This is a genomic window from Pseudomonas sp. RV120224-01b (genome assembly GCF_003208145.1).
GTDB lineage: Bacteria > Pseudomonadota > Gammaproteobacteria > Pseudomonadales > Pseudomonadaceae > Aquipseudomonas > Aquipseudomonas monteilii.
This window is the reverse complement of sequence record NZ_QKMQ01000002.1, coordinates 216,837-237,996: the sequence shown is the minus strand read 5'-3', so window position 1 is coordinate 237,996 and position 21,160 is coordinate 216,837. Positions and strand designations below refer to the sequence as shown.

22 protein-coding genes are annotated in these 21,160 nt (G+C 63.6%); 11 read left to right on the top strand and 11 right to left on the bottom strand.

The features are described 5' to 3' along the window. Positions 1-2 precede the first annotated feature (2 nt). The 6 genes from N436_RS04320 to N436_RS04295 all read right to left on the bottom strand — a co-directional run bounded on the left by N436_RS04320 (position 3) and on the right by N436_RS04295 (position 7,990). Entirely contained in the window at positions 3-1,067 is a 1,065-nt protein-coding gene (locus tag N436_RS04320) for an imelysin family protein (protein WP_105945760.1), read from the bottom strand. 20 nt (positions 1,068-1,087) lie between these two features. Further along, positions 1,088-2,515 carry a di-heme oxidoredictase family protein gene (locus tag N436_RS04315; protein ID WP_110740486.1) on the bottom strand — a complete coding sequence of 476 codons (1,428 nt, stop codon included), beginning with the start codon at positions 2,513-2,515 and terminating at the stop codon, positions 1,088-1,090. A gap of 229 nt (positions 2,516-2,744) precedes the next feature. Then, positions 2,745-4,082, bottom strand: coding sequence for an imelysin family protein (locus tag N436_RS04310; RefSeq protein WP_104833371.1), 1,338 nt, complete (start codon positions 4,080-4,082; stop codon positions 2,745-2,747). Positions 4,083-4,240: 158 nt separating this feature from the next. Continuing rightward, entirely contained in the window at positions 4,241-6,295 is a 2,055-nt protein-coding gene (locus N436_RS04305) for a bifunctional diguanylate cyclase/phosphodiesterase (RefSeq protein ID WP_105945762.1), read from the bottom strand. 259 nt (positions 6,296-6,554) lie between these two features. Continuing rightward, positions 6,555-7,151, bottom strand: a complete 597-nt coding sequence (locus N436_RS04300) for a superoxide dismutase (protein ID WP_012274023.1) — start codon at positions 7,149-7,151, stop codon at positions 6,555-6,557. Between the two features lie 239 nt (positions 7,152-7,390). Beyond that, positions 7,391-7,990: a LysE/ArgO family amino acid transporter gene (locus N436_RS04295; RefSeq protein ID WP_019099626.1), complete on the bottom strand. Its 600-nt coding sequence runs from the start codon at positions 7,988-7,990 to the stop codon at positions 7,391-7,393. 100 nt (positions 7,991-8,090) lie between these two features. Here N436_RS04295 and N436_RS04290 point away from each other — a divergent pair, with 100 nt between their 5' ends. The 3 genes from N436_RS04290 (at position 8,091) to N436_RS04280 (ending at position 10,983) form a co-directional block, all read left to right on the top strand. Continuing rightward, positions 8,091-8,981, top strand: a complete 891-nt coding sequence (locus N436_RS04290) for a LysR family transcriptional regulator ArgP (protein ID WP_025753946.1) — start codon at positions 8,091-8,093, stop codon at positions 8,979-8,981. A 49-nt stretch (positions 8,982-9,030) separates the two neighbouring features. After that, positions 9,031-10,026 (top strand): NAD(P)-dependent oxidoreductase, encoded by a 996-nt coding sequence (locus N436_RS04285; protein ID WP_016713604.1) that lies wholly within the window; start codon positions 9,031-9,033, stop codon positions 10,024-10,026. An 87-nt stretch (positions 10,027-10,113) separates the two neighbouring features. After that, entirely contained in the window at positions 10,114-10,983 is an 870-nt protein-coding gene (locus tag N436_RS04280; protein ID WP_110740485.1) for an ATPase, read from the top strand. A 108-nt stretch (positions 10,984-11,091) separates the two neighbouring features. Here the strand turns inward: N436_RS04280 and N436_RS04275 are convergent, their stop codons facing one another. Both N436_RS04275 and N436_RS04270 read right to left on the bottom strand, forming a co-directional pair. Further along, positions 11,092-12,141 (bottom strand): alkene reductase, encoded by a 1,050-nt coding sequence (locus N436_RS04275; RefSeq protein ID WP_110740484.1) that lies wholly within the window; start codon positions 12,139-12,141, stop codon positions 11,092-11,094. Positions 12,142-12,158: 17 nt separating this feature from the next. Beyond that, complete coding sequence (locus tag N436_RS04270; protein WP_105945766.1) at positions 12,159-12,461, bottom strand: helix-turn-helix transcriptional regulator; 303 nt, start codon at positions 12,459-12,461, stop codon at positions 12,159-12,161. A 150-nt stretch (positions 12,462-12,611) separates the two neighbouring features. Here N436_RS04270 and N436_RS04265 point away from each other — a divergent pair, with 150 nt between their 5' ends. After that, positions 12,612-13,196 carry an ACP phosphodiesterase gene (locus N436_RS04265; RefSeq protein ID WP_110740483.1) on the top strand — a complete coding sequence of 195 codons (585 nt, stop codon included), beginning with the start codon at positions 12,612-12,614 and terminating at the stop codon, positions 13,194-13,196. Between the two features lie 124 nt (positions 13,197-13,320). Here the strand turns inward: N436_RS04265 and N436_RS04255 are convergent, their stop codons facing one another. Together N436_RS04255 and olsB are read right to left on the bottom strand one after the other, a co-directional pair. After that, on the bottom strand, positions 13,321-14,109 hold the full coding sequence (locus N436_RS04255; protein ID WP_110740481.1) for a lysophospholipid acyltransferase family protein: 789 nt from the start codon (positions 14,107-14,109) through the stop codon (positions 13,321-13,323). Further along, positions 14,109-14,864 (bottom strand): L-ornithine N(alpha)-acyltransferase, encoded by a 756-nt coding sequence (olsB, locus tag N436_RS04250; RefSeq protein WP_105945769.1) that lies wholly within the window; start codon positions 14,862-14,864, stop codon positions 14,109-14,111. Before olsB ends, N436_RS04255 begins: the two co-directional genes overlap by 1 nt. 159 nt (positions 14,865-15,023) lie before the next feature. On the opposite strand from olsB, the gene N436_RS04245 reads away from it, so the two are divergent. From N436_RS04245 to N436_RS04220, 6 genes are all read left to right on the top strand, one after another. Then, positions 15,024-15,911 carry a hypothetical protein gene (locus N436_RS04245; protein WP_060497989.1) on the top strand — a complete coding sequence of 296 codons (888 nt, stop codon included), beginning with the start codon at positions 15,024-15,026 and terminating at the stop codon, positions 15,909-15,911. A 167-nt stretch (positions 15,912-16,078) separates the two neighbouring features. Further along, positions 16,079-17,158 (top strand): serine hydrolase, encoded by a 1,080-nt coding sequence (locus N436_RS04240; protein ID WP_105945770.1) that lies wholly within the window; start codon positions 16,079-16,081, stop codon positions 17,156-17,158. Next, positions 17,155-17,451: an amidase gene (locus N436_RS04235; protein ID WP_105945771.1), complete on the top strand. Its 297-nt coding sequence runs from the start codon at positions 17,155-17,157 to the stop codon at positions 17,449-17,451. The genes N436_RS04240 and N436_RS04235 overlap by 4 nt, the downstream gene beginning before the upstream one ends. A 44-nt stretch (positions 17,452-17,495) precedes the next feature. Next, entirely contained in the window at positions 17,496-18,077 is a 582-nt protein-coding gene (locus N436_RS04230) for a YceI family protein (protein WP_027609142.1), read from the top strand. Position 18,078: 1 nt separating this feature from the next. After that, positions 18,079-19,236 (top strand): phosphatidylserine/phosphatidylglycerophosphate/cardiolipin synthase family protein, encoded by a 1,158-nt coding sequence (locus N436_RS04225; protein ID WP_110740480.1) that lies wholly within the window; start codon positions 18,079-18,081, stop codon positions 19,234-19,236. 44 nt (positions 19,237-19,280) lie between these two features. Continuing rightward, positions 19,281-19,859, top strand: a complete 579-nt coding sequence (locus tag N436_RS04220) for a DJ-1/PfpI family protein (RefSeq protein WP_110740479.1) — start codon at positions 19,281-19,283, stop codon at positions 19,857-19,859. 105 nt (positions 19,860-19,964) lie between these two features. Here the strand turns inward: N436_RS04220 and N436_RS04210 are convergent, their stop codons facing one another. After that, positions 19,965-20,363: a nuclear transport factor 2 family protein gene (locus tag N436_RS04210; RefSeq protein WP_110740478.1), complete on the bottom strand. Its 399-nt coding sequence runs from the start codon at positions 20,361-20,363 to the stop codon at positions 19,965-19,967. Between the two features lie 115 nt (positions 20,364-20,478). Here N436_RS04210 and N436_RS04205 point away from each other — a divergent pair, with 115 nt between their 5' ends. Next, on the top strand, positions 20,479-21,069 hold the full coding sequence (locus N436_RS04205; RefSeq protein ID WP_105945774.1) for a GNAT family N-acetyltransferase: 591 nt from the start codon (positions 20,479-20,481) through the stop codon (positions 21,067-21,069). The last annotated feature ends 91 nt before the right edge of the window (positions 21,070-21,160 follow it).

Below are 21,160 nucleotides of genomic sequence, written 5' to 3'. Positions count from 1 at the left end.
GATCAGTCACCGTCGTTGGCATTGAAGCCCAGCTGAATGTTCAACGCCTTGGCCAGGTCGCCTTCGTGCAGGCGATGGACAGCGTTGAGGCTGTCGTAGATCTGGTTAAGGGTTTGCTGGCCAGCGTCGTCGGCCAGCAGCTCGCCCAGCGACTTCTGGTTGTCGGCCAGCAGTTTGAGCGAGGTAGCGTAGGCGGCGTCGATCTTGTCCGCCAGCGCTTTCTGATCGCTGGACAGCAAGCCGCGCAGGCCTTGGTTGTCGACCCCGACCCAGACGGTTTCGGCCGCCTTGAGGGTGGCTTCCAGGCTCTTCAGCGAGGAGTGGCTGCGCCAGGCTTCGGCCTGCAACGGCTGCGGGATGCCCTTGCTCTGGCGGCCCATCGGCGCACCCAGCTTCTTCTTCAGGGTATCCAGGGCGGTGACCTGGGAGCGCAGCAGGTCGGCGATGGCCTCGTGGGAGTCGGCGTAGCGCTGGTTGGGGAACTTGGTCATCTGCGACAGCATGCCGTCGGTGCTGTTCCAGCTCTTGAGGATATCCTCGGCCAGGACCTTCTGGTGTTCACCAATGGCCACCAGCAGCGGGCAGTAGCGGGCTTTCTGCTCGGCAGTGGCGACGTCCGGCTTGCTGTCGAACAGGATGTACTCGTAGGCCGACAGGCCACGTACCACCACACTGGCTTTGCCCAGGGACGCGACGTCTACCGGCTTGTCGCCGTTGACCAGCTGCTCGACCTGGCGGCCGACCAGGTTCTTCTTGTCGGGCCAGAACTGTACCTGCCAGGCGCGGTTGCCTTCGGCCAGCGGGCCGACCAGCAGCGGTTGCAGCTCGGCCCAGGCCTTTTGCGCGTTGAGGAAGTCGGCACGGGCCTTTTCCAGGTCTTCCTTGCCTTCGCAGTAGGCCAGGGCGCTGGCGGCCAGCGTGCGGTCGGCTTCGACCCAACGGCTGTAAGTGGGCAGGATGACCTGCTTGGCGATGGCAGCGGAGGTGACGGCTTGCGGGTCCTGCGGCGAGCAGGCGCCGAGGGCGAGTGCAGCGAGGCTGGTGAACAACAGTTTGGGTCGGAACATGCCCGGCTCCTTTGCGCGTTTTAAAGTGAATTCAGGAACGCCAGCAGCGCAGTGCGTTGCTCGGCATTGAACGTGAGTACGAAGTTGCGTGCCGCCTCGGCTTCGCCCCCGTGCCAGAGCACGGCTTCCAGCAGGTTACGGGCGCGGCCGTCGTGCAGGAACTGGCTGTGGCCGCTGACCGTTTCGCTCAGGCCGATGCCCCACAGTGGCGGGGTACGCCAGTCCTGGCCGTTGGCGGCGAACTCGGTGCGCTCATCGGCCAGGCCTGGGCCCATGTCGTGTAGCAGCAGGTCGCTGTAGGGGCGGATGACCTGGTTGGCCAACTCTGGCTCGGCAGCATCGGCGGCGGTGGTGAACTGCGGTGTATGGCAACCCTGGCAGCCAGCCTGGTAGAACAGGTTCTTGCCTGCCAGCACCTGCGGCGAGCCAACGTCGCGGCGGGCCGGCACGGCCAGGTTGCGGGTGTAGAAGGTGACCAGGCGCAGGATGTTGTCGCTGACTTCCTTTTCGCCATTGGCGCCGTCGCCATTGGGCGCGGCGAGGCAGTCGGTTTGTGCCGGGGTGCAATCGTCTTTGGGCTGCAGGGTGCTGGTCAGGCCCATGTCGCCGGCAAAGGCGTGCACGTTCTGCTGGTTGACGTTGGGCTGCCCGGCTTTCCAGCCGAAGCGGCCGACCACGGTCTTGCCCAGGGCGTCGTCCCACACGCGGTTGGCCCGCCCGCGGATGCCGTCGCGGTTGCGGTCATCGGGGTCTTCGTTGGCCAGCACGTCGGCTTCGGGGATGGCTTCGAGCAGGCCCAGGCCGATCATTGGCGGTGCCACCCGCGCCGAAAAGCGCGTGTCGGGGTGCATGACGCCGTAGCCGAGCTGGCTGATCTGCAGGGTCGGCTTGCGCAGTTCGACCTGATGGCCGTCCTTGAACGACACGGATTCGCGGGTGTAACTCACCCGTACCTTGCCTTCCGGCGCCACACCGGGGATGGCCATGTCCTGCAGCTGAGTGCCGTACACCGGCTCAGGCACCACGCCCAGGCGCTCAATGACCTTGGCCAGATAGGGCTGGTCGGGGATCGACAGGCGCACCAGCATGCCCACCGCGTTGCTGTTGCCCGGCGCTGGCGGGTGGCCGCGGCCATCGCGCACATGGCAGTTCTGGCAGGCGTTGGTGTTGAACAACGGGCCCAGGCCATCGCGGGCGGTGGTGGTGGAAGGGGCGATCACCCAGGGGTTGCGGAAGAAACTGTTGCCCACGGCGAAGTCCACGCGACGTTCGGCTGCGAGGTTGGCCGAGGGCAGGGAATAGGCGTTGCGGTCAGTCCGCTGCACGGTTGCCTTGCCGCCCGACAATGCTTCGCCGGGTTCGGCCTGGGTGAAACGCGGGGCGTCGTCACAGGCAGAAAGGGCGAGGACCAGCAGCAGCGGGGAGAGTCGGGACAGCGACGAGGACATGCAAAATCCTGGGCGTGGACGAAAAACCGGCGTGCAAGCTTAGCAGGCCAGCGTTTTTTGAATAAGAGCAATTTGCAATTGCTTGGGTGAAAAGGTTGTGAAATGCCAGCATTTTCATGTTCGGCGCCAGCCCTTTCACGACCCTGTGGGAGCGGGTTTACCCGCGAAGAGGCCAGAAGCAAAAAAGGCGACCCGAAGGCCGCCTCTTTTCAGAACCGCTACAGCAGGATCAGAACTCGTGATCCGCGGTATCCGGGTTCAGGTTGGCAATACCCAGCTTGCCAGCCGCCTGCTCGATCGCACCGGTCTGCTTGACCAGTGCGGCGATGGCGTCACGCACGATCTGGTTGCCGGCAGCGTTGTCGGCCGCGATCAGCTGGTCGTAGTGCTCGCCTTTGAGGGCGTGGTCGACCATTACCTGGATCTTGGCTTCGGTGGCTTCCAGGTCGGCCTTGAGGGTGGCGTCGGCGGCCGGGTCGACCTTGGCGACCAGCGACGACAGGCTTGGGCCGGTCAGCTTGGTACCGTCCGGACGGGTGTACTCGCCCAGGTAGACGTTGCGGATACCCTTGGCGTCGTAGAAGTGCGAGTAGTGGGTGTTGTCGCTGAAGCAGTCCTGCTCGTCTTCCGGCGAGTTGGCTTCCAGCGAAACCTTCATGCGCTCGCCCGCCAGTTCGCCCAGCGACAGGCTGCCCATGCCGAACAGCATCTTGCGCAGGCCGTCGTTGACAGGCTCCGCTTCCAGCTTGGCGCGGTAGTTGTCGGCGACGTTCGGCGCCCAGTTGCCGACCATTTCTTCAAGGTCGGTAACCAGCAACTGGGTAACGGCTTTCAGGTAGGCACGACGGCGCTCGTTGTGGCCACCGGTGGCGCCCTGGCCTTCCAGGTAGTCGGATGCCGGGCGGTTGCCAGCGCCTGGGCCGGTGCCGTTCAGGTCCTGGCCCCAGAGCAGGAATTCGATGGCGTGATAGCCCGTGGCAACGTTGGCCTCGGAGCCCGCCAGTTCGTTCAGGCTGGCCAGTTTCTCAGGGGTAATGTCCTTGACGTCGACTTTCTCTTCACCCACCTGGATCTCGGTGTTGGCGATGATGTTGGCGCCGGCGGCCGGGTTGCCCAGGGCATGCTCGTAGCTCTTGTCGACATAGTCGATCAGGCCTTCGTCCAGGGGCCAGGCGTTCACCTGGCCTTCCCAGTCGTCGATGATGGTGTTGCCGAAGCGGAAGGCTTCGGACTGCAGGTACGGTACGCGCGCGGCGAACCAGGCTTCCTTGGCGGCCTTCAGGGTTTCGTCGTTGGGCTTGGCCAGGAACGCGTCCACTGCGGTCTGCAGGGTTTTGGCGGTGCTCAGCGAGTCGCTGTACACAGCATGGACCATTTCGGCGTAATGCTTGACCACGGCTTTGCCGGCGGCTTCGTCGACAGCCCCGGGCGCGGCAGCGGTGGTGGCGGCAGCAGCAGGTGCCTGGGCTTGCGGCGCGGCGGCTTTGTCGTCCTTGCCTTCACCGCAGCCGGCGAGAGCGATGGCAATGGCCAGCAGACTGGCGGAGGCCAGAGGCATTCGAATCATTGTTGGTTTTCCTGCGTCGTGTGGTTGGACCAAGGGGTGGACCGTGCGCCGTGGCACGCGAAACCGCAACATCATGCGAAAGATTTGCATTTGCTGTAAAGAGGCGGGCGTGCAATTCATGTAAATGCCGGTCACGGGGCGTAACCGGGCAGGCACACTCAAAACATCGAAACCTGGTTACGCTGCGCCTGCTTCAGGAAACTGGTCAGCTCGCGGGCCGACAGTGGCTTGCTGTAGTGGTAGCCCTGGCCCTCGTGGCAGCCCTGGGCAACGATGTAGGTTTCCTGCTCGGCGGTTTCCACGCCTTCGGCGATCACCTGCATGCCCAGGCTCTTGCCCAGCTGGATGATGGCGCGAACGATGGTGGCGTCGTCATCGTCGTCGAGCAGGTCCTGGACGAAGCTCTTGTCGATCTTGATCTTGTCCAGCGGCAGCGATTTCAGGTAACTGAGCGACGAATAGCCGGTGCCGAAGTCGTCGATGGCAATCAGTGCCCCGGAACGGCGCAGGCTCAGCAGGTGTTGGGCAGCGGTGCTGATGTCTTCCATCAGGCCGGTTTCGGTGACTTCCAGCTCCAGGCTGCGCGGCGGCAGGCGATAGGCCTGCAGCAGGTTGTTGACCACCCGTGGCAGCTCGCTGTGGTGCAGCTGTACGGTCGACAGGTTGACCGCCATGCGCAGTTCGCTGAAACCCTGGTCGTGCCATTCGCGCAGTTGTCGGCAGGCCTGGTCCAGTACCCATTCGCCGATGCTGATGATGCTGCCGTTTTGCTCGGCCAACGGGATGAACTGGTCTGGCGGCACCATGCCCAGCTCCGGGTGCTGCCAGCGCAGCAACGCCTCCACGCCGACCACACGGTGGTCGCGGTAGCTGATTTGTGGCTGGTAAACCAGGTACAGCTGGTTGCGTGGCAGGGCTTCGCGCAGGTCTTTTTCCAGCTCGCGGCGGCGGCGCATCTCACTGTCGACGCTGGCAATGTAGAACTGGTAGCGGTTGCGCGAACGGGCCTTGGCCAGGGTCATGGTCTGTTCGGCTTTTTGCAGCAGTTTTTCGGTGCTGTCGCCGTCTTCGGGGAACAGAGTAATGCCGATGGTGGCGCGCAGGCGGATCTGCTGGTGGTGGTCGAGGTCGAAGGGCACTTCCAGGTCGTCGAGGATGCTTTGCGCCAGTTCGGCTGCCTCGTAGGGCTGCTCGATATTGGCTTGCACCAGGGCAAACTGGTCACCGCCCAGTCGCGCCAGGGCCCCCAGCCGGCCACTGTGGGCGCGCAGGCGGTCGGCCAGGGCCAGCAGCAGCTGGTCGCCCACCTGGTAGCTGAATTGCTCGTTGATGCCCTTGAAATCGTCAAGGCCCACGCACAACACCGCCACACGGTGCTGCAGGCGACCACCGTCGACGAGGATCTTGTCCAGTTGCTGCTGCAGTTGCTGGCGGTTGGGCAGGCCGGTGAGGAAATCGTACTGGGCCATGCGTTGCAGGCTGTTTTCGGCCTCGTGGCGCAGGTGGGTGTTGCGCTCGATCGAGGCCAGCAACTGGTTGGCGGTGTTGACCCACAGGCCCAGTTCGTTCTTCTCGTGGCCCTTGAGCAGCGGTATCTGGTGCTGACTGGGGCGGTCGGGGTTGATCTGGGTGAGGTGCTCGATGATCTTGGACAGCGGCTTGGTCAGCAGCCAGTGGTACACCAGGTACAGCACCAGGCCCATGGCCAAGGCCCGCAACACGCCGGAAATGAAGATGATTACCGCATTGATCAGGAAGTCTTCGCCGTAGGACGACGTGTCGAGGGTGATGCTGAGGTCGCCGTAGTATTCGCTGTAAGGGCCACGGCCGACCAGTTGTGTGGTGTAGGTGCGTTCCTGGCCGAGGATAAGGTCGGTCAGCCAGCGCATGGACATGTCCTGCAGCGGGCGCGACTTTTCGGCCAGCATGGTTTCGTTGGGGTGCCCAATGGAGGCCATGCGCACCGACTCGTCCTGGAACAGGCCTTCCATCACCTGCATGCCCATTTCGCGGTCGAGGCTGTACACCGCCTGGGTGGAAGGGTCGCGGAACATGTCGAGGATGCGCTGGGCATCGTTGTTAACGGCCTGGCGGGTCTTGTAGGTGTCGTAGACGATTTGCGCACAGCTGAGCACCACGCCGACTGCCAGCGCCGACAGCAGCACGACCCTGAGCAACTTGACCGACAAGCTGTTCCGCAATTCCAGCTTCAATGGGGTTTCCTTAATCCATGCGCATGGCATCATTTTGCCATCAACGATGACGATACACTATCGGCCGATCATGAGCAGTGTATCGGTTGCCTGACCCCGCAACTTGAATGCGCTGTGTCAATCTTCCAGAGGTTTGATGTTAGCGCGCTATGCGGGCTGAGCAAGCAAAACCGTGTTGGCTTTCGTGGGCGCGGGAGGCCGGTACCGGCATAAAAAAACCCGGCACAGGGCCGGGTCTTCATGTTCAGGGCTGAATGACTCAGGCCTTGAAGGTCTTGCCTTCGAACTGTTCGGCAACGAAGGCCCAGTTGACCAGGTTCCAGAACGCCTCGACGTACTTCGGACGCAGGTTGCGGTAGTCGATGTAGTAGGCGTGTTCCCAGACGTCGCAGGTCAGCAGCGGGGTGTCGCCGCTGGTCAGCGGGCAACCGGCGCCGATGGTGCTGGCCAGGGCCAGGGAACCGTCAGCTTTCTTCACCAGCCAGCCCCAGCCGGAACCGAAGGTGCCAACCGAAGTCTTGGTGAACTCTTCCTTGAACTTGTCGAAGGAACCGAAAGCGGCGTTGATGGCGTCAGCCAGGGCACCGGTCGGTTGGCCACCAGCGTTTGGCGCCAGGCAGTTCCAGTAGAAGGTGTGGTTCCAGACTTGAGCGGCGTTGTTGAAGATGCCGCCCGAAGAGGTCTTGACGATCTCTTCCAGGGTCTTGCCTTCGAATTCGGTGCCTGGGACCAGGTTGTTCAGGTTCACGACATAGGTGTTGTGGTGCTTGTCGTGGTGAAACTCCAGGGTTTCCTTGGAGATGTGCGGCTGCAGGGCATCGTGGGCGTACGGCAGCGGCGGCAATTCAAAAGCCATGGTGGATCTCCTGATTCAGGTCTAGTTCGCGGTTTGCGCAGGGCCGATCACGGGCGGCCCTATGTACGTCGGCGAGTTTGTACTCTTTGCGACGCAAGGGCCCGATCATAGCACCAGCCCCGGCGCATAACCACGCAACAAACATAGGGAATAGAGGTTCCAGAGCGGCTTGGCGGGTGCCGACCAATGGTGGTCGCTTTCAGGCGGTACGCGTTACGCCGGTCCTTGCGGGCCTGACATCAGTTGAAGATCAACTGCGCCGCCACCGCGAACATCATCACCGCCACCATCAGGTCGAGCATGCGCCAGGTTGCCGGCCGTGCCAGCCACGGTGCCAGCCAGGCCGCGCCGATGGCCAGGGTGGAGAACCACAGCAGCGAAGCACTGGCCGCGCCCGCCACGTAGGCACCGGGGGCGGTCTGCTGGGCGCCCAGCGAGCCGATCAGCAACACCGTGTCGAGGTACACGTGCGGGTTCAGCAGCGTCACTGCCAGGGCGCTGAGCAGCACTGCGCGGCGTGAGCGCATGCCTTGGCCTTCCTGGTGCTGCAGGCTCTGTTTGGAGCAGGCGCTGCGCAGTGCCTTGGCGCCGTACCAGATCAGGAACACCGCACCGCCCCAGCGCGCGACCGCCAGTAAGGTCGGGTTGTGCGCCAGTACCGTGGCCAGGCCAAACACACCGGCAGCCACCAGAATGGCGTCACAGACGATGCACAGCGCTGCCACGGGCAAGTGATGTTCCCGGCGCAGGCTCTGGGCGAGGACGAAGGCGTTCTGTGCGCCGATGGCCATGATCAGGCCGAAGGCCACCAGCATGCCGTTGAGATAGCTTTGCCACATGATGGGGCTCTCCAGGAAGGTCGTAAAAGATGCTGGCTATTGTGATGACCGGCGCTGTATAAGAAAAACAAATAAAGCTGATAAGGCATTAGAGAAATCGATGTTCGACTACAAGCTGCTGGCCGCCCTCGCTGCGGTGATCGAACAGGGTGGTTTCGAGCGTGCGGCGCAAGTGCTGGGCTTGTCGCAGTCGGCCATCTCCCAGCGCATCAAGCTGCTGGAGGCGCGGGTCGGCCAGCCTGTGCTGGTGCGTGCCACGCCGCCTGGCCCGACCGAGGTAGGCCGCCAGTTGCTCAACCATGTGCAGCAGGTGCGCCTGCTTGAACGTGATTTGCAGCGCCAGGTGCCGGCGCTGGACGAAGAGGGTATGCCGGAGCGCCTGCGCATCGCCCTCAACGCCGACAGCCTGGCCACTTGGTGGGCCGGCGCGGTGGGGGATTTCTGCGCACAGCAGAACGTTTTGACCGACTTGGTGGTAGAAGACCAGGAAGTGGGCCTCAAACGTATGCGTGCCGGTGAAGTGGCGGCCTGTCTGTGTGGCAGTGAGCGCCCGGTAGCGGGGGCTCGCAGCCAGCCTCTGGGCGCCATGCGCTACCGGGCACTGGCTAGCCCCGGGTTCATGGCGCGGCATTTTCCCCAGGGTTTTGTCGCCAGCCGCCTGGCCCGTACCCCGGCGATCGTGTATGGCCCGGACGACTTCCTGCAGCATCGCTACCTGGCATCGCTGGGTATCGAGGACGGTTTTCTGCATCACCTGTGCCCGTCCTCCGAAGGCTTCCTGCGCATGACCGAGGCCGGCCTGGGCTGGGGACTGGTGCCCGAATTGCAGGCCCGGGAGCAACTGGCCAGCGGGCAGTTGGTGGAAATCTGCCGCGATACCCCTATCGATGTGCCGCTGTACTGGCATCATTGGCGCAATGGCGGGCAATTGCTCGCGCAACTGACCGACCACCTGCGGTACACCGCACGGCAATGGCTGGTGCCCTTGTAGCCACAGCTGGCGTCAGTTGCATCTGAAATCTGGCAAGACGGAGTCTTACATGCGAATTCTGGTCACCGGCGCGAGCGGCTTCATCGGCGGGCGCTTTGCGCGCTTTGCCCTGGAGCAGGGCCTGGACGTGCGGGTCAGCGGCCGCCGCGCCGAAGGGGTCGAACACCTGGTCAAGCGCGGCGCCCAGTTCATCCCTGGCGACCTGAGCGATGCCGAGCTGGCCCGTCGCCTGTGCCAGGGCGTCGAGGCCGTGGTGCACTGCGCGGGTGCGGTGGGCAACTGGGGGCGCTACCAGGACTTCTATCAAGGTAACGTGGTGGTTACCGAGAACGTGGTCGAGGGCTGCCTGAAGGAGCATGTACGGCGCCTGGTGCACCTGTCGTCGCCGTCGATCTATTTCAATGGCCGTTCGCGCCTGGATGTCCGTGAAGACCAGGTACCGCGCCGCTTCCACGACCACTACGGGCAAACCAAGCACCTGGCCGAGCAGAAAGTATTCGGCGCGCAGGAGTTTGGCCTGGAAGTGCTGGCGTTGCGCCCGCGTTTCGTCACGGGCGCCGGTGATGCCAGCATTTTCCCGAAGCTGATGCAGATGCAGCGCAAAGGCCGCGTGGCAATCATCGGCAATGGCCTGAACAAAGTTGACTTCACCAGTGTGCACAACCTTAACGAGGCGCTGCTCAGCGCCTTGTTCGCCGACGATAGGGCGCTGGGCCAGGCCTATAACATCAGCAACGGCCAGCCGCTGCCGCTGTGGGATGTGGTCAACTACGTGATGCGTCAGATGCAGCTGCCGCAGGTTACCCGCTACCGTTCCTACGGCCTGGCCTACAGCCTGGCCGCGTTGAACGAGGCGGCGTGCATGCTGTGGCCAGGTCGCCCGCAACCGACCTTGTCGCGCCTGGGGATGCAGGTGATGAGCCGCGATTTCACCCTGGATATCAGCCGCGCCCGGCAGTATCTGGACTACCAGCCCAAGGTCAGCCTGTGGACAGCGCTGGATGAATTCTGTGGCTGGTGGAAGCACCTGCCGCCGGGGCAGTGAAGCCGCAGGGCTGACAATGGTCATCAATGCGCCGCGCTGGCGGTTTATACTCGTGCCTCTTTGCGACTACCGCGGTTGAATGTATCCATGCGTAACCATGCTCACGATGACTACGATGACGTGCCTACCTTGCGGGCGGGCACCGTTGATGATGACGAACTGATGCCGGCGCACGTCGTGCGCAGCCGCCAGAAGGCCGCGCGCGGGCCAAGCACGGCGCCGTTGTGGGCGTTGCTCGGTGCTTCGTTCATCGCCTTGGTAGGCCTGGGTTGGTGGAGCTTCCAGCAGATCTCGTTGATGGAGCAGCAACTGGTGGCGACCCAGGAAAGTTTTGCCCGCATCAGTGAAGAAGCGGCAGGGCGCCTGCAGGCGATCAGCGGCAAGGTGGATGCCAGCGAGTCTGGCGCTACCACCAGCAGCGAGGCATTGAAGCTTCAACTGCGCCAGTTGCAGAAAGGTGTGGCCGGGCAGACCGGTGACCTGGGCAAGCGCCTGGAGCAGGTGCTGGCTGATACCCGTGAGCAGCAGAAGGCTGTGACCGAGCTGCAAAGCCAGTTGCAGGCGCAGTTGAAGCTGGTGAATGGCGAACTGGCCGCGCTGCGTTCGGGCCAGGTGGATGGGGGCAAGCTGGATGCCCAGTTCAAGGGGTTGAACGAGCAGGTTGCCGCGCTGAAGGCCGCGCAGGTGGATGGTGGCAAGCTGGACGGGCAGCTCAAGAGCCTGGGCAGCGATATAGCGGCGCTGAAGAAGCAGGGGAACCCGAGCGCTGCCATTCAAGGCCTGGAGCAGGACATGCTGGTGCTCAAGAGCCAGATCGACAACCGCCCGGCTGCGGCGGCGTCCGGTGGTGCTTCGGTGCAGGAGTTCGATGCTTTCCGGGCGCAGATGACACGGAACCTGAATACCTTGCAGAGCCAGATTCAGAACCTGCAACAGCAGATTAACGCCCGGCCGTAAGATCACCTGAGCCTTCTTCGCGGGCACGCCCGCTCCCACAGAGTCTCCATAGCCTTCAGGCTTGGTGATATCTCTGTGGGAGCGGGCGTGCCCGCGAATGGCCGTTGATCACAACCGAGGGTAGTCGATGTACCCCACTGGCCCCCTGCCATAGAAGGTCTCGGGCCGCGCCTCGTTCAGTGGCGCATCCGCCGCCAGCCGCGCCGGTAGGTCGGGGTTGGCGATGAACGGCACGCCAAATGCCACAGCATCGGCCTTGCCGCTGGCCAGCGCCGCATTGGCACTGGCTTTGTCAAACCGCTCATTGACGATGTACGGGCCGCCAAACGCTTCCTTGATCAGCGGGCCAATGCTGTCATCGGCTTCCCGCTCACGCGAGCAGATAAAGGCAATGCCACGCTTGCCCAGTTCACGGGCCACGTAGGTAAAGGTTTCGACGCGGTCGGCATCGCCCATGTCGTGTGCATCGGCGCGCGGTGCCAGGTGCACGCCCACGCGGTTCGCGCCCCACACCTCGATGGCCGCATCGGTCACTTCCAGCAGCAGGCGCGCACGGTTTTCCAGCGAGCCGCCGTAGCGGTCGGTGCGCTGGTTGGTGCTGCTTTGCAGGAACTGGTCGAGCAGGTAACCGTTGGCGCCGTGGATTTCTACACCATCAAAGCCAGCCGCCTTGGCATTCTCGGCACCGCTGCGGTAGGCCTCGACGATGTCGATGATTTCTTCGGTTTCCAGCGCGCGTGGGGTGGGGTAGTCACTCAACGGGCGCACCAGGCTTACATGCCCCTTGGGCTGGATCGCGCTGGGGGCCACCGGCAGCTCGCCGTTCAGGTAGCTGGGGTGGGAGATACGGCCAACGTGCCACAGTTGCAGGAAGATGCGTCCGCCTGCGGCATGCACAGCCTTGGTGACGTTGTTCCAGCCACGTACCTGCTCATCGTTCCAGATACCGGGGGTATCCGGGTAGCCGACACCCATGGCACTGACCGACGTCGCTTCGCTGAGGATCAGCCCGGCGCTGGCGCGCTGCACGTAGTATTCGGCCATCAGCGCATTGGGCACGCGGCCTTCGTCGGCACGGCAGCGGGTGAGTGGGGCCATGATGATGCGGTTGGGCAGTTGCAGGTCGCCCAGGGTGATCGGATCGAAAAGCGTGGTCATAGCGGTTACCTGCCTTGTCAAAGTGCTTGGCGCAGTTGTTCGAGGAACGCCTCGATGGTGGCCTCGTTACGTTTGAAGAAGTGCCATTGGCCGATCTTCTGGCTGCGGATCAGCCCGGCGCGCTGCAAGGTGGCCAGGTGGGCAGAGACGGTCGACTGCGACAGGCCGCAGCGTTGGTCGATCTGCCCGGCACACACACCGTTTTCGGTGCTGTGGTACTGGTCGGGGAACTGCGTTGCCGGGTCTTTCAGCCAGCTGAGGATTTCTCGCCTGACCGGGTGGGCCAGCGCTTTTATGATTTCGTCGAGATCGAGAGGCATGGGTTGAGGCTCGTTGTAGCGGTATATCGCGATGGAACGAAATGTAAATCGTCAGTTCCCGATATACAAATATGAAGAGGTTCTGAGCTGAGCACGAATCGCTATATCGCGTTATGACGATATAGGGGCGAGCGGTGCTAGACTGCGCGCATGAACTACCTTGCGCACCTGCACCTGGGCGGCCCGGCGCCGCAACAACTGCTTGGCAGCCTGTATGGCGACTTTGTCAAAGGTTCGCTGGAAGGGCGCTTCCCGCCTGCGCTGGAGGCGGCCATACGGTTGCACCGGCATATCGACAGTTACACCGACCAGCACCCATTGGTGCTGGCGGCACTGGCGCGCTTTCCGCGCGAGCGGCGGCGCTTTGCGGGTATTGTGCTGGACGTGTTTTTTGATCATTGCCTGGCGCGGCATTGGCAGGACTATGCCGAGCAGCCGCTGGCGCAGTTCACCGGGGATTTTTATCGGGTGTTGTTGGCGGAGCCCGAGCTGCCGGGGCGGCTGGCGCGGATTGCGCCGTTCATGGCAGCGGATGACTGGCTGGGGGCGTATGGCGAGTTTGCCACGCTGGAGCAGGTGTTCAACGGTATTGCCCGGAGACTGTCTCGGCCGGAAGGGATGGCTGGTGTGATGGGGGAGCTGGAGCGGTTGTATGAGCCGCTGATGGCGGACTTCCGGGAGTTTTACCCGCAGTTGCAGGTGTTTGCGGCGGCGGGGCGGATGTCTGACAGTTAGTTTTGTATTGGCTTCTTCGCGGGCTTGCCCGCTCCCACAGGTACGGCGCAGTTCTCAATATATGCGCGGCCCCTGTGGGAGCGGGCAAGCCCGCGAAGAGGCCAGCGCCGACAGTGCAAACGTATCAGGCAGCCCGCGCCTGCCGCCGTGGCACTGCTTCGACTTCTTCCACCCCAAACAACGCCAGGTGAATCGCCTGCTGTGCCTGCAACGCCAGCACCGCCCGTTCCTTGCCCACACTGCCAATCGGCTGCAGCAGGTGAATGCAAACCTCCCCCCGCGGCTGGGCGAACAGGCGCATCAGGTGCGACACCAAATCGTCATCGCCAATGAACGGCGCAATCGGGTCGATCTGGCCATCGCGCAAGTACTGAATAGCCACCGGCTGCACCGCCACACCCCGGTCGATGGCACCTGCCAGCAGGCGGCCATGGAAGGTGCGCAAGGTGCGACCGCTGGTGGTGGTGCCTTCGGGGAAGATCAGCAGCGGTCGGGCCAGGCCCAGTTGTCCGGCAATCTGCTCACGCAGGCGTTGGCTGTCGCCACCGCCACGTCGAATGAACAGCGTTCCGGCTTTTTCCGCCAGCCAGCCGGCTACTGGCCAGTGGCGCACCTCGGCCTTGGACAGGAACGACAGTGGCAGCAGCATGCCCAGCAAGGGGATGTCGGTCCAGGAAACATGGTTACTCACCCACAGCATCGGCCGCTGCGGCAGTTCGCCCACTACACGCACGTCGAAGGGCAGGGCGGCGACCAGGCGCTTCATGAACAGGCAGGTCCAGCGCTGACGGCGTTCGATGGGGGCCTTGTAGCCCAGGCGTTCGCCAAGGGCGATCAGGCTGGCCATCAGCATGCCCAGCAACAGCACCAGCAGCAGTCGAGCCAGGCGGGTCATTACCCGCAGCTTCGGCATCAGACGGCCGCCTTGAAGTGGCGCGCGTAGCGCGGGCACAGTTCGTCGCGCTTGAGCAGGATGAACACGTCAGCCACCTGGAAGTCTTCGTCCCAGCACGGCTCGCCGCAAATTTTTGCGCCCAGGCGCATGTAGGCCTTGAGCAACGGTGGCATTTCGGCGATGACGTTATTCGGAAGGGCCAGGTTCGGCAGCGGGTTCTTCGGCTCGGCGCGCAGGTGCTCGGTGCACAGGTAACGGTCACGCAGGCGCTGCATCACGGCATGGGCTTGCACGCCGCCGTCTTGCATGGGGATGCTGGCACAGCCCATCAGGTAGCTGTAGCGGCCTTCGTTGAGCACTTCGGCCAGTTCGCCCCACAGCACGGCGATGGTGCCGCCGTTGCGGTAGTCGGGGGCGACGCAGGTACGGCCCAGTTCGAGGATGGGCCCTTGCAGTTGCAACAGACCGTGCAGGCGGAATTCTTCTTCACTGTAGAAGCGGCCCAGGCTGCTGGCGGCCTGATGGTCGAGCAGACGGGTGGTGGCGACCAGCTCGCCGGTGCTCAGGTCGCGAACACCAATGTGGCGGCAATGCACGTCGTAGTCGTCCATGTCCAAACCTTGCTCGGCACCCTTGAGCTTGGCCTTGAATTCTGCGCTGAACACTTTGTAGCGCAGGGCCTGGGCCTCTTGCAGCGCCGTGGCGCCAACCAGGCGTTCGGCTTGCAGACGGCGTTCAGTGCTGTTGTCGCCAGAGAGAGCGATCCGAGTCATTGCGAGTCTCCATAAGCCAGCCATGAAGGGTTGCGGCCGGTCGGCTTTGTTGTGCAAAGTCAGCCTAGGTAGGCGCGGTGTCACCCCTGTGAATCTTTGGTGATGCTTGCGTGACACCCCTAGAACCTTGACCAGAAAGCCCCAGCAAGGAGCCGTCACATGGCCTGGTTGCAACGACTGAACGACCCGCTTCGCCAAGCGCTGGCGGGCACCCTGGGCGAAACCTACGCCGCGCTGCTTGAGCGCCTCGGCCCGGTTGCCCCTTTTGAACTGGCGGTGTTGGGCGGGCGTGCGATGGCCACGCCGGGCCTGGCGTTCCTGGTGGGTTACCAGGCCGCCTTGCGCGTGCTGTGGCCCAGTGCCCCGCCAAGCCTCGGCGCCCTGTGCGCCACCGAGCGGCGTAGCGTGCGGCCAGCGGACATGCATACGCGGCTCGACCACTTGCGGCTCACGGGCAGCAAGGATTTCGTCACGGCCGGGCTGGATGCCGAGTGGCTACTGGTGGCCGCGCGTAGCGAGGCGGCTGGCGCGGCGCCACAGTTGAACCTGGCGGTGGTCTATCCCGGGGAGCCTGGGGTAACGCTCGAACCGCTACCAACCCTGCCGTTGATGCCGGAAGTGGGCCATGGCCGGCTGGTGCTGGAGCAGGCCGCGTGCGAGTTGCTGGCGGGTGACGGTTGGGATGCCTATGTAAAACCGTTCCGCTCGCTGGAAGACTTGTATGTGCTGGCGGCGTTGACGGCCTGGTTATATGGCGTCGGACAGGCGTGCGCCTGGCCGCAGGGGTTGCGGCTGCAATTGCTTGGGTTGCTGGCCGGGTGTGCCGAGGGCAGCCGGCAGTGTGCCGACAGTGTGGGGTGCCATTTGCTGCTGGGTGGGTTGTTTGCGCAGTTCCAGGCGTTGCGGGGGGAGATTGATGCGGCACTGGCAGCGGGGCCGGCGCATTGGGCGCAGATCTGGCAGCGGGACCAAGGGGTGATGGCGCTGGCCGCGGCGGCCCGTGAGAAGCGGCTGAACAAAGCCTGGGCTGCTGCGGGATTGTCATGAATGCCTGATAGTTTTGCGTGAACCGATGAATCCTGGGGCCGCTTTGCGGCCCTTTCGCGACACAAGGCCGCTCCCACAAGGGCCGGCGCAGGTCTCGCTTTTGTGGGAGCGGCCTTGTGTCGCGAAAGGGCTGCGCAGCAGCCCCAAAATTGTGAGCCTGAAACACGATGCTGAAAGGTCTGTTGTTGGTTCTTTGCCTGGCCATGGCACCCGCCAAGGCCGAGGACTGGCCTGATCCGCAATGGCAGACCGACCCTGACACCCTCCACTGGCAAGCCGTCGACACTTACGCCTTCCCCGCCCGCACCCCAGACCGCAGCGGCATCCGCACCGACGCCCTGCTGATCATCCGCGACGGCCGCATCCTCCACGAACGCTACGCCGCCCCCACCACTGCCGCCACCGCACACCTGACCTGGTCGGTCAGCAAAAGCGTACTCGCCACGCTGATGGGCGTGGCCCAAGGAGAGGGACGCTTCCAGTTGCAAGATCCGGTCGCGCGTTTCTATCCCGCCATGCGCACCCACCCGGGCGTGCGCATGACCGACCTGCTGCACTGGGCCAGTGGCCTGGACTGGCAGGAAGACTACGAATACGCCCCGCTCAAGTCCTCGGTGGTGGCCATGCTGTATACCCGTGGCCACGAAGACATGGCCGCCTACACGGCAGCCCGAGGTACGACGGCCAGCCCCGGCCAGCGGTTCCTCTATTCCAGTGGCGACAGCAACCTGCTGGCCGCCGCACTGCGCGGCATGCTCGATGCCGGGCAGTACGCCGATTACCCCTGGCACGCATTATTCACCCCGCTGGGTATCGACAGCGCGGTGTGGGAACGTGACCAGGCGGGCACCTACGTGGGCTCTTCCTACCTCTACCTCAGCGCCCGTGACCTGGCCCGTATCGGCTTGCTGATGCAACGCGAGGGGCGCTGGCAAGGCCGGCAACTGTTGCCCAAGGCCTGGGTGGCCTTCAACCGTACGCCGTTTGCCCATGCCGAACCTGTCCCCGCAGAGGCCAACCCAGGCGGCCACTGGTGGCTCAACCAGCCGCTGGCCGGCGCTACGCGGCCCTGGCCAAATGCGCCCGCAGACACCTTCGCCGCCCTGGGCCATTGGGGCCAGGCGCTGTACATCTTGCCCACGCAAAAGCTGGTGATCGTGCGCTATGCCGATGACCGGGACGGCGCTTATCAGCATGACGAACTGCTCAAGCGAGTGCTGGCGGTACTGGCCGGGGAGGGGGCATGAAGCGCGTACTGCTGCTGGTGTTGTCAGGGCTGGTGTTCTGGGCCTGGTACGAGCGTCAGGCCCTGGCAGACTTCCCTGGCATCCTCTCGGCCTACTCGGCCAAGGAATACTGCTCGTGCCGCTTCGTCATGGGCTTCGAGCAGGCGTATTGCCAAGGCTATGTAAAACAGTGGCTGCCACTGAGCCTGCTTGAGGAAAACACCTCGCAGCGACACATCACTGCCGAGGGCCTGGGGCGGCGCAACCAGGCTGCCTGGCTGGGCCCGCGCGAGGGCTGCCGCTTGCTGCCATGAAGGCGGGCGGGTAAGGTTGGCGGCCTGGTTTCACGAGATCTGTCATGTTCAAGCTGCCCCGTCTTTTGCCCGCCCTGCTGCTGGCTTTGTGCCTGCCCGCCCACGCCAATTGGCACCTCGATGGCGAATCGTCGCGCCTGTCGTTCATTACCGGCAAGAACGGTGACACGGCCGAGGTGCATCGCTTTCTGGTGCTGCATGGCAAGGTCGACCGCAAGGGCGCGGCCGGCTTGAGTATCGAGATGGATTCGGTCAGCAGCGGCATCCCGCTGCGTGACGAGCGTATGCGTGACGACCTGTTCGAGGTCGAGCGTTTTGCCGAAGCCAAGGTGCAGGCGCAACTGGACCTGCGGCCAATCAACGACCTGGCCAACGGTGCCCAGATCGAACTGCGCCTGCCGCTTACCGTTACCCTGCATGGCCAGTCGCACAGCTACAACGCCCTGCTGCTGGCCACGCGTCTGGATGAGCGACGCTTTCAGGTGGTAACCCTCGAACCTCTGGTGCTACGTGCCGAGGATTTCGGCCTGCTGCCTGGGCTGCAAACCCTGCGCAAGCTCGCCGGGCTCAAGTCCATCAATCCGTCGGTGCCGGTTAGCGCGGTGCTGATCTTCACCGCCCGCTGACATGCCGGGGCCGGTCTTCCCCTGGCGGGATGGCAACCAGTTCGAACTGCTGATCGACGGCCCCGAGTTCTTTCCGCGCATGCTCACGGCGATCGTGCATGCTGAGTTCCAGGTCGATCTGGAGTTGTATCTGGTCGAGGCTGGCGCGTGTGCCGAAGCCGTGGTCGAGGCGTTGGCACAGGCCGCACGGCGCGGTGTACGGGTGCGCTGCCTGTTCGATGACTATGGCTCGCTGGCGTTCAACAGCGCCTTGCGCCAGCGCCTGCTGGAGGCCGGCGTGTACCTGCGTTGGTACAACCGCCTGCGCTGGAAGCGCGGCCTGCGCAACCTGTACCGCGACCACCGCAAACTGCTGCTGGTGGATGAACGCTGGGCCGTGGTGGGCGGCACGGGTGTTACCGACGAGTTCTGGACGCCGGGCGATGCGACCAGCGAATGGCATGAGGTGATGGTGCAGATCCAGGGGCCGGTGGTTACCGACTGGCAACTGCTGTTTGACCGCCAGTGGTCCGCCAACAACCGCCGCACCGCCTGGCGCCCCGCCGAGGGCTTTGGCTTGCCGCGCCTGCCCAAACTGCCTGCGCAAGGGCAAGGCATGGGGCGAGTGGCCTATGCCGACGCCCGCCAGCACCAGGACATCCTGCATTCGTTGGTGCGGGCGCTGAACAGTGGCAAGCAGCGGGTATGGCTGGCCACACCGTATTTTCTGCCGACCTGGAGCGTGCGCCGTTCGTTACGCCGTGCTGCCAGCAAAGGGCTTGATGTGCGCCTGTTGCTGACCGGCCCACGTACGGACCACCCGTCGGTACGCTACGCCGGGCACCGCTACTACCCACGGCTGCTGCGTGCCGGGGTGCGGATTTTCGAGTACCAGCCGTGCTTCCTGCACCTGAAGATGGCCGTGGTAGACGACTGGGTCAGCGTCGGTTCGTGCAACTTTGACCACTGGAACCTGCGCTTCAACCTTGAAGCCAACATCGAGGCGCTGGACCCGCCACTGACGGCGGCTGTGGTTGCCAGCTTCGAGCGTGACTTTGCCTTGAGCGAGGAAGTCGACCTCGACCACTGGCATGCCCGGCCGCTGTGGCGCAGGGTGAAGCAGCGGATCTGGGGATGGATCGACCGGCTGGTGGTCAACCTGCTCGACCGCCGTGACTGACAGGGGCTATCGTGCAGTATCTGTTAACCGAAGGAGTGGGTGCGATGACGGCGAAGAAGATCCTGATGCTGGTGGGCGATTACGTCGAGGACTACGAGGCGATGGTGCCGTTCCAGGCCTTGAGCATGGTCGGCCACACGGTGCATGCGGTGTGCCCGGAAAAACTGGCGGGGCAGACGGTACGCACCGCCATTCATGATTTTGAGGGTGAGCAGACCTACAGCGAAAAGCCGGGGCACAACTTTGCCCTGAATTATGACTTCGTTCGCGTGCGGGCCGAGAGTTATGACGCGCTGTTGATCCCGGGTGGCCGTGCACCGGAGTACCTGCGCCTGGATGAAAAAGTGCTGGAGCTGGTGCGGGCGTTCGACCAGGCCGGCAAGCCGATTGCGGCGGTGTGCCATGGCGCCCAATTGCTGGCAGCGGCGGGTGTGCTGGAAGGGCGTGAATGCAGCGCGTACCCGGCGTGTGCGCCGGAAGTGCGATTGGCGGGTGGGATATTCATCGATATTGCGGTCGACCAGGCGCATGTGGATGGCAACCTGGTCACTGCCCCGGCATGGCCAGCGCATCCGGCGTGGCTGGCAGCCTTCCTCAAGGTACTGGGCACTCGTATCGCCTGACCGGGCCCTTTCGCGGGTAAACCCGCTCCTACAGGTTATGTGTGATCCCTGTAGGAGCGGGTTTACCCGCGAAGAGGCCGGCGCAGGCAATACCGCCGCTCAGGATCAACCCACCTGCTCAACCCAGTCATTGAGGTTGTAGTAGTTGGTCACCCGCGCAATCTTGCCGCAGTGGATATAGAAGAAAGCCCCCGCCGACAGCACATAGGTCTGCCCGTTGGCCGCTGGCAGTCCTTCGTCATCGGCCAGGTATTCACCGTGTACCGTGAACTCTGCCGCCGCACGGCTGCCATCGGCGTTCTGCATCACCACGATGTCGGCCAGGCGCTCGCGGTAGCAGCGGTTCATCTTGTCCATGAACGCGGCAAACCGGGCCTTGCCCATCTCCCGCTCGCCCTGGTTGATGTCGTGGATCACGTCCTCGCTCAGTAGCGCCAGAAACCCCTGCATGTCACCGGCGTTGAAGGCGGCGTAGTAAGCATTTACCAGTTCGGTAGCGGTCATGGAACAATACCTGTCGTGTAGGGAAAAGGCCGGTCGTTGCCACGGATGATAGGGTTTCCCCTCAAGCCCGGCTTAGCCGAGCGCGTCATCCACATCGACAAAACGACCGCCAAGCATGGAAATACGCCTGTTGCACGGCGCCGCTATCGCGCCTTACATCGATGACCTCGCTCGCCTGCGCCTTAGCGTGTTTCGCGAGTTCCCCTACCTTTACGACGGCACTCCGGAATACGAGGCCGACTACCTCGCTACCTATACGCGCTCCGGGCGCAGCCTGGTGGTGTTGGCGCTGGACGACGGCCAGGTGGTCGGCGCCTCCACCGGCCTGCCACTGGTGGATGTCGCCCCCGAATTCCAGCAGCCGTTCCTGGCCCAAGGGCGTGACCCGGCCAGCGTGTACTACTTCGGTGGGTCGCTGGTACTGCCGGAATACCGTGGTCAGGGCCTGGGGGTGCGCTTCTTCATCGAGCGTGAGTCTTACGCGCACAAGCTGGCCGAATTTGATTACTGCGCATTCTGTGCGGTCGAGCGGCCAGGCGTGCACCCGAAACGGCCAGCAGACTACAAACCATTGCACGGCTTCTGGCGTAACCGTGGCTTTCTGCACGACCCATCGTTGCGCACAAGCTTTGCCTGGCGAGACCTGGATGAGACGCAAAGCACCGACAAACTGATGTCCTACTGGCTGAAGGAACTGCCAATATGAAGAGGGAGGGCTAGGAAGGGCAGGTACTTACCTGCAGGGACTGGCCGGAGCCGTTTGGTAGCTTCCGGTAAAAGCTGCAGTGCGCTCTTCG

Excerpts from the sequence above, each read along its gene's own strand:
- N436_RS04295 (WP_019099626.1), bottom strand. The coding sequence starts at position 7,990 with ATGTGGCAAAGCTATCTCAACGGCATGCTGGTGGCCTTCGGCCTGATC.
- N436_RS04235 (WP_105945771.1), top strand. The coding sequence starts at position 17,155 with ATGAAGCGCGTACTGCTGCTGGTGTTGTCAGGGCTGGTGTTCTGGGCC.
- N436_RS04285 (WP_016713604.1), top strand. The coding sequence starts at position 9,031 with ATGCGAATTCTGGTCACCGGCGCGAGCGGCTTCATCGGCGGGCGCTTT.
- N436_RS04220 (WP_110740479.1), top strand. The coding sequence starts at position 19,281 with ATGACGGCGAAGAAGATCCTGATGCTGGTGGGCGATTACGTCGAGGAC.
- N436_RS04275 (WP_110740484.1), bottom strand. The coding sequence starts at position 12,141 with ATGACCACGCTTTTCGATCCGATCACCCTGGGCGACCTGCAACTGCCC.
- N436_RS04205 (WP_105945774.1), top strand. The coding sequence starts at position 20,479 with ATGGAAATACGCCTGTTGCACGGCGCCGCTATCGCGCCTTACATCGAT.
- N436_RS04265 (WP_110740483.1), top strand. The coding sequence starts at position 12,612 with ATGAACTACCTTGCGCACCTGCACCTGGGCGGCCCGGCGCCGCAACAA.
- N436_RS04245 (WP_060497989.1), top strand. The coding sequence starts at position 15,024 with ATGGCCTGGTTGCAACGACTGAACGACCCGCTTCGCCAAGCGCTGGCG.
- N436_RS04230 (WP_027609142.1), top strand. The coding sequence starts at position 17,496 with ATGTTCAAGCTGCCCCGTCTTTTGCCCGCCCTGCTGCTGGCTTTGTGC.
- N436_RS04290 (WP_025753946.1), top strand. The coding sequence starts at position 8,091 with ATGTTCGACTACAAGCTGCTGGCCGCCCTCGCTGCGGTGATCGAACAG.
- N436_RS04210 (WP_110740478.1), bottom strand. The coding sequence starts at position 20,363 with ATGACCGCTACCGAACTGGTAAATGCTTACTACGCCGCCTTCAACGCC.
- N436_RS04280 (WP_110740485.1), top strand. The coding sequence starts at position 10,114 with ATGCGTAACCATGCTCACGATGACTACGATGACGTGCCTACCTTGCGG.
- N436_RS04255 (WP_110740481.1), bottom strand. The coding sequence starts at position 14,109 with ATGCCGAAGCTGCGGGTAATGACCCGCCTGGCTCGACTGCTGCTGGTG.
- N436_RS04315 (WP_110740486.1), bottom strand. The coding sequence starts at position 2,515 with ATGTCCTCGTCGCTGTCCCGACTCTCCCCGCTGCTGCTGGTCCTCGCC.
- N436_RS04225 (WP_110740480.1), top strand. The coding sequence starts at position 18,079 with ATGCCGGGGCCGGTCTTCCCCTGGCGGGATGGCAACCAGTTCGAACTG.
- N436_RS04240 (WP_105945770.1), top strand. The coding sequence starts at position 16,079 with ATGCTGAAAGGTCTGTTGTTGGTTCTTTGCCTGGCCATGGCACCCGCC.
- N436_RS04320 (WP_105945760.1), bottom strand. The coding sequence starts at position 1,067 with ATGTTCCGACCCAAACTGTTGTTCACCAGCCTCGCTGCACTCGCCCTC.
- olsB (WP_105945769.1), bottom strand. The coding sequence starts at position 14,864 with ATGACTCGGATCGCTCTCTCTGGCGACAACAGCACTGAACGCCGTCTG.
- N436_RS04300 (WP_012274023.1), bottom strand. The coding sequence starts at position 7,151 with ATGGCTTTTGAATTGCCGCCGCTGCCGTACGCCCACGATGCCCTGCAG.
- N436_RS04270 (WP_105945766.1), bottom strand. The coding sequence starts at position 12,461 with ATGCCTCTCGATCTCGACGAAATCATAAAAGCGCTGGCCCACCCGGTC.
- N436_RS04310 (WP_104833371.1), bottom strand. The coding sequence starts at position 4,082 with ATGATTCGAATGCCTCTGGCCTCCGCCAGTCTGCTGGCCATTGCCATC.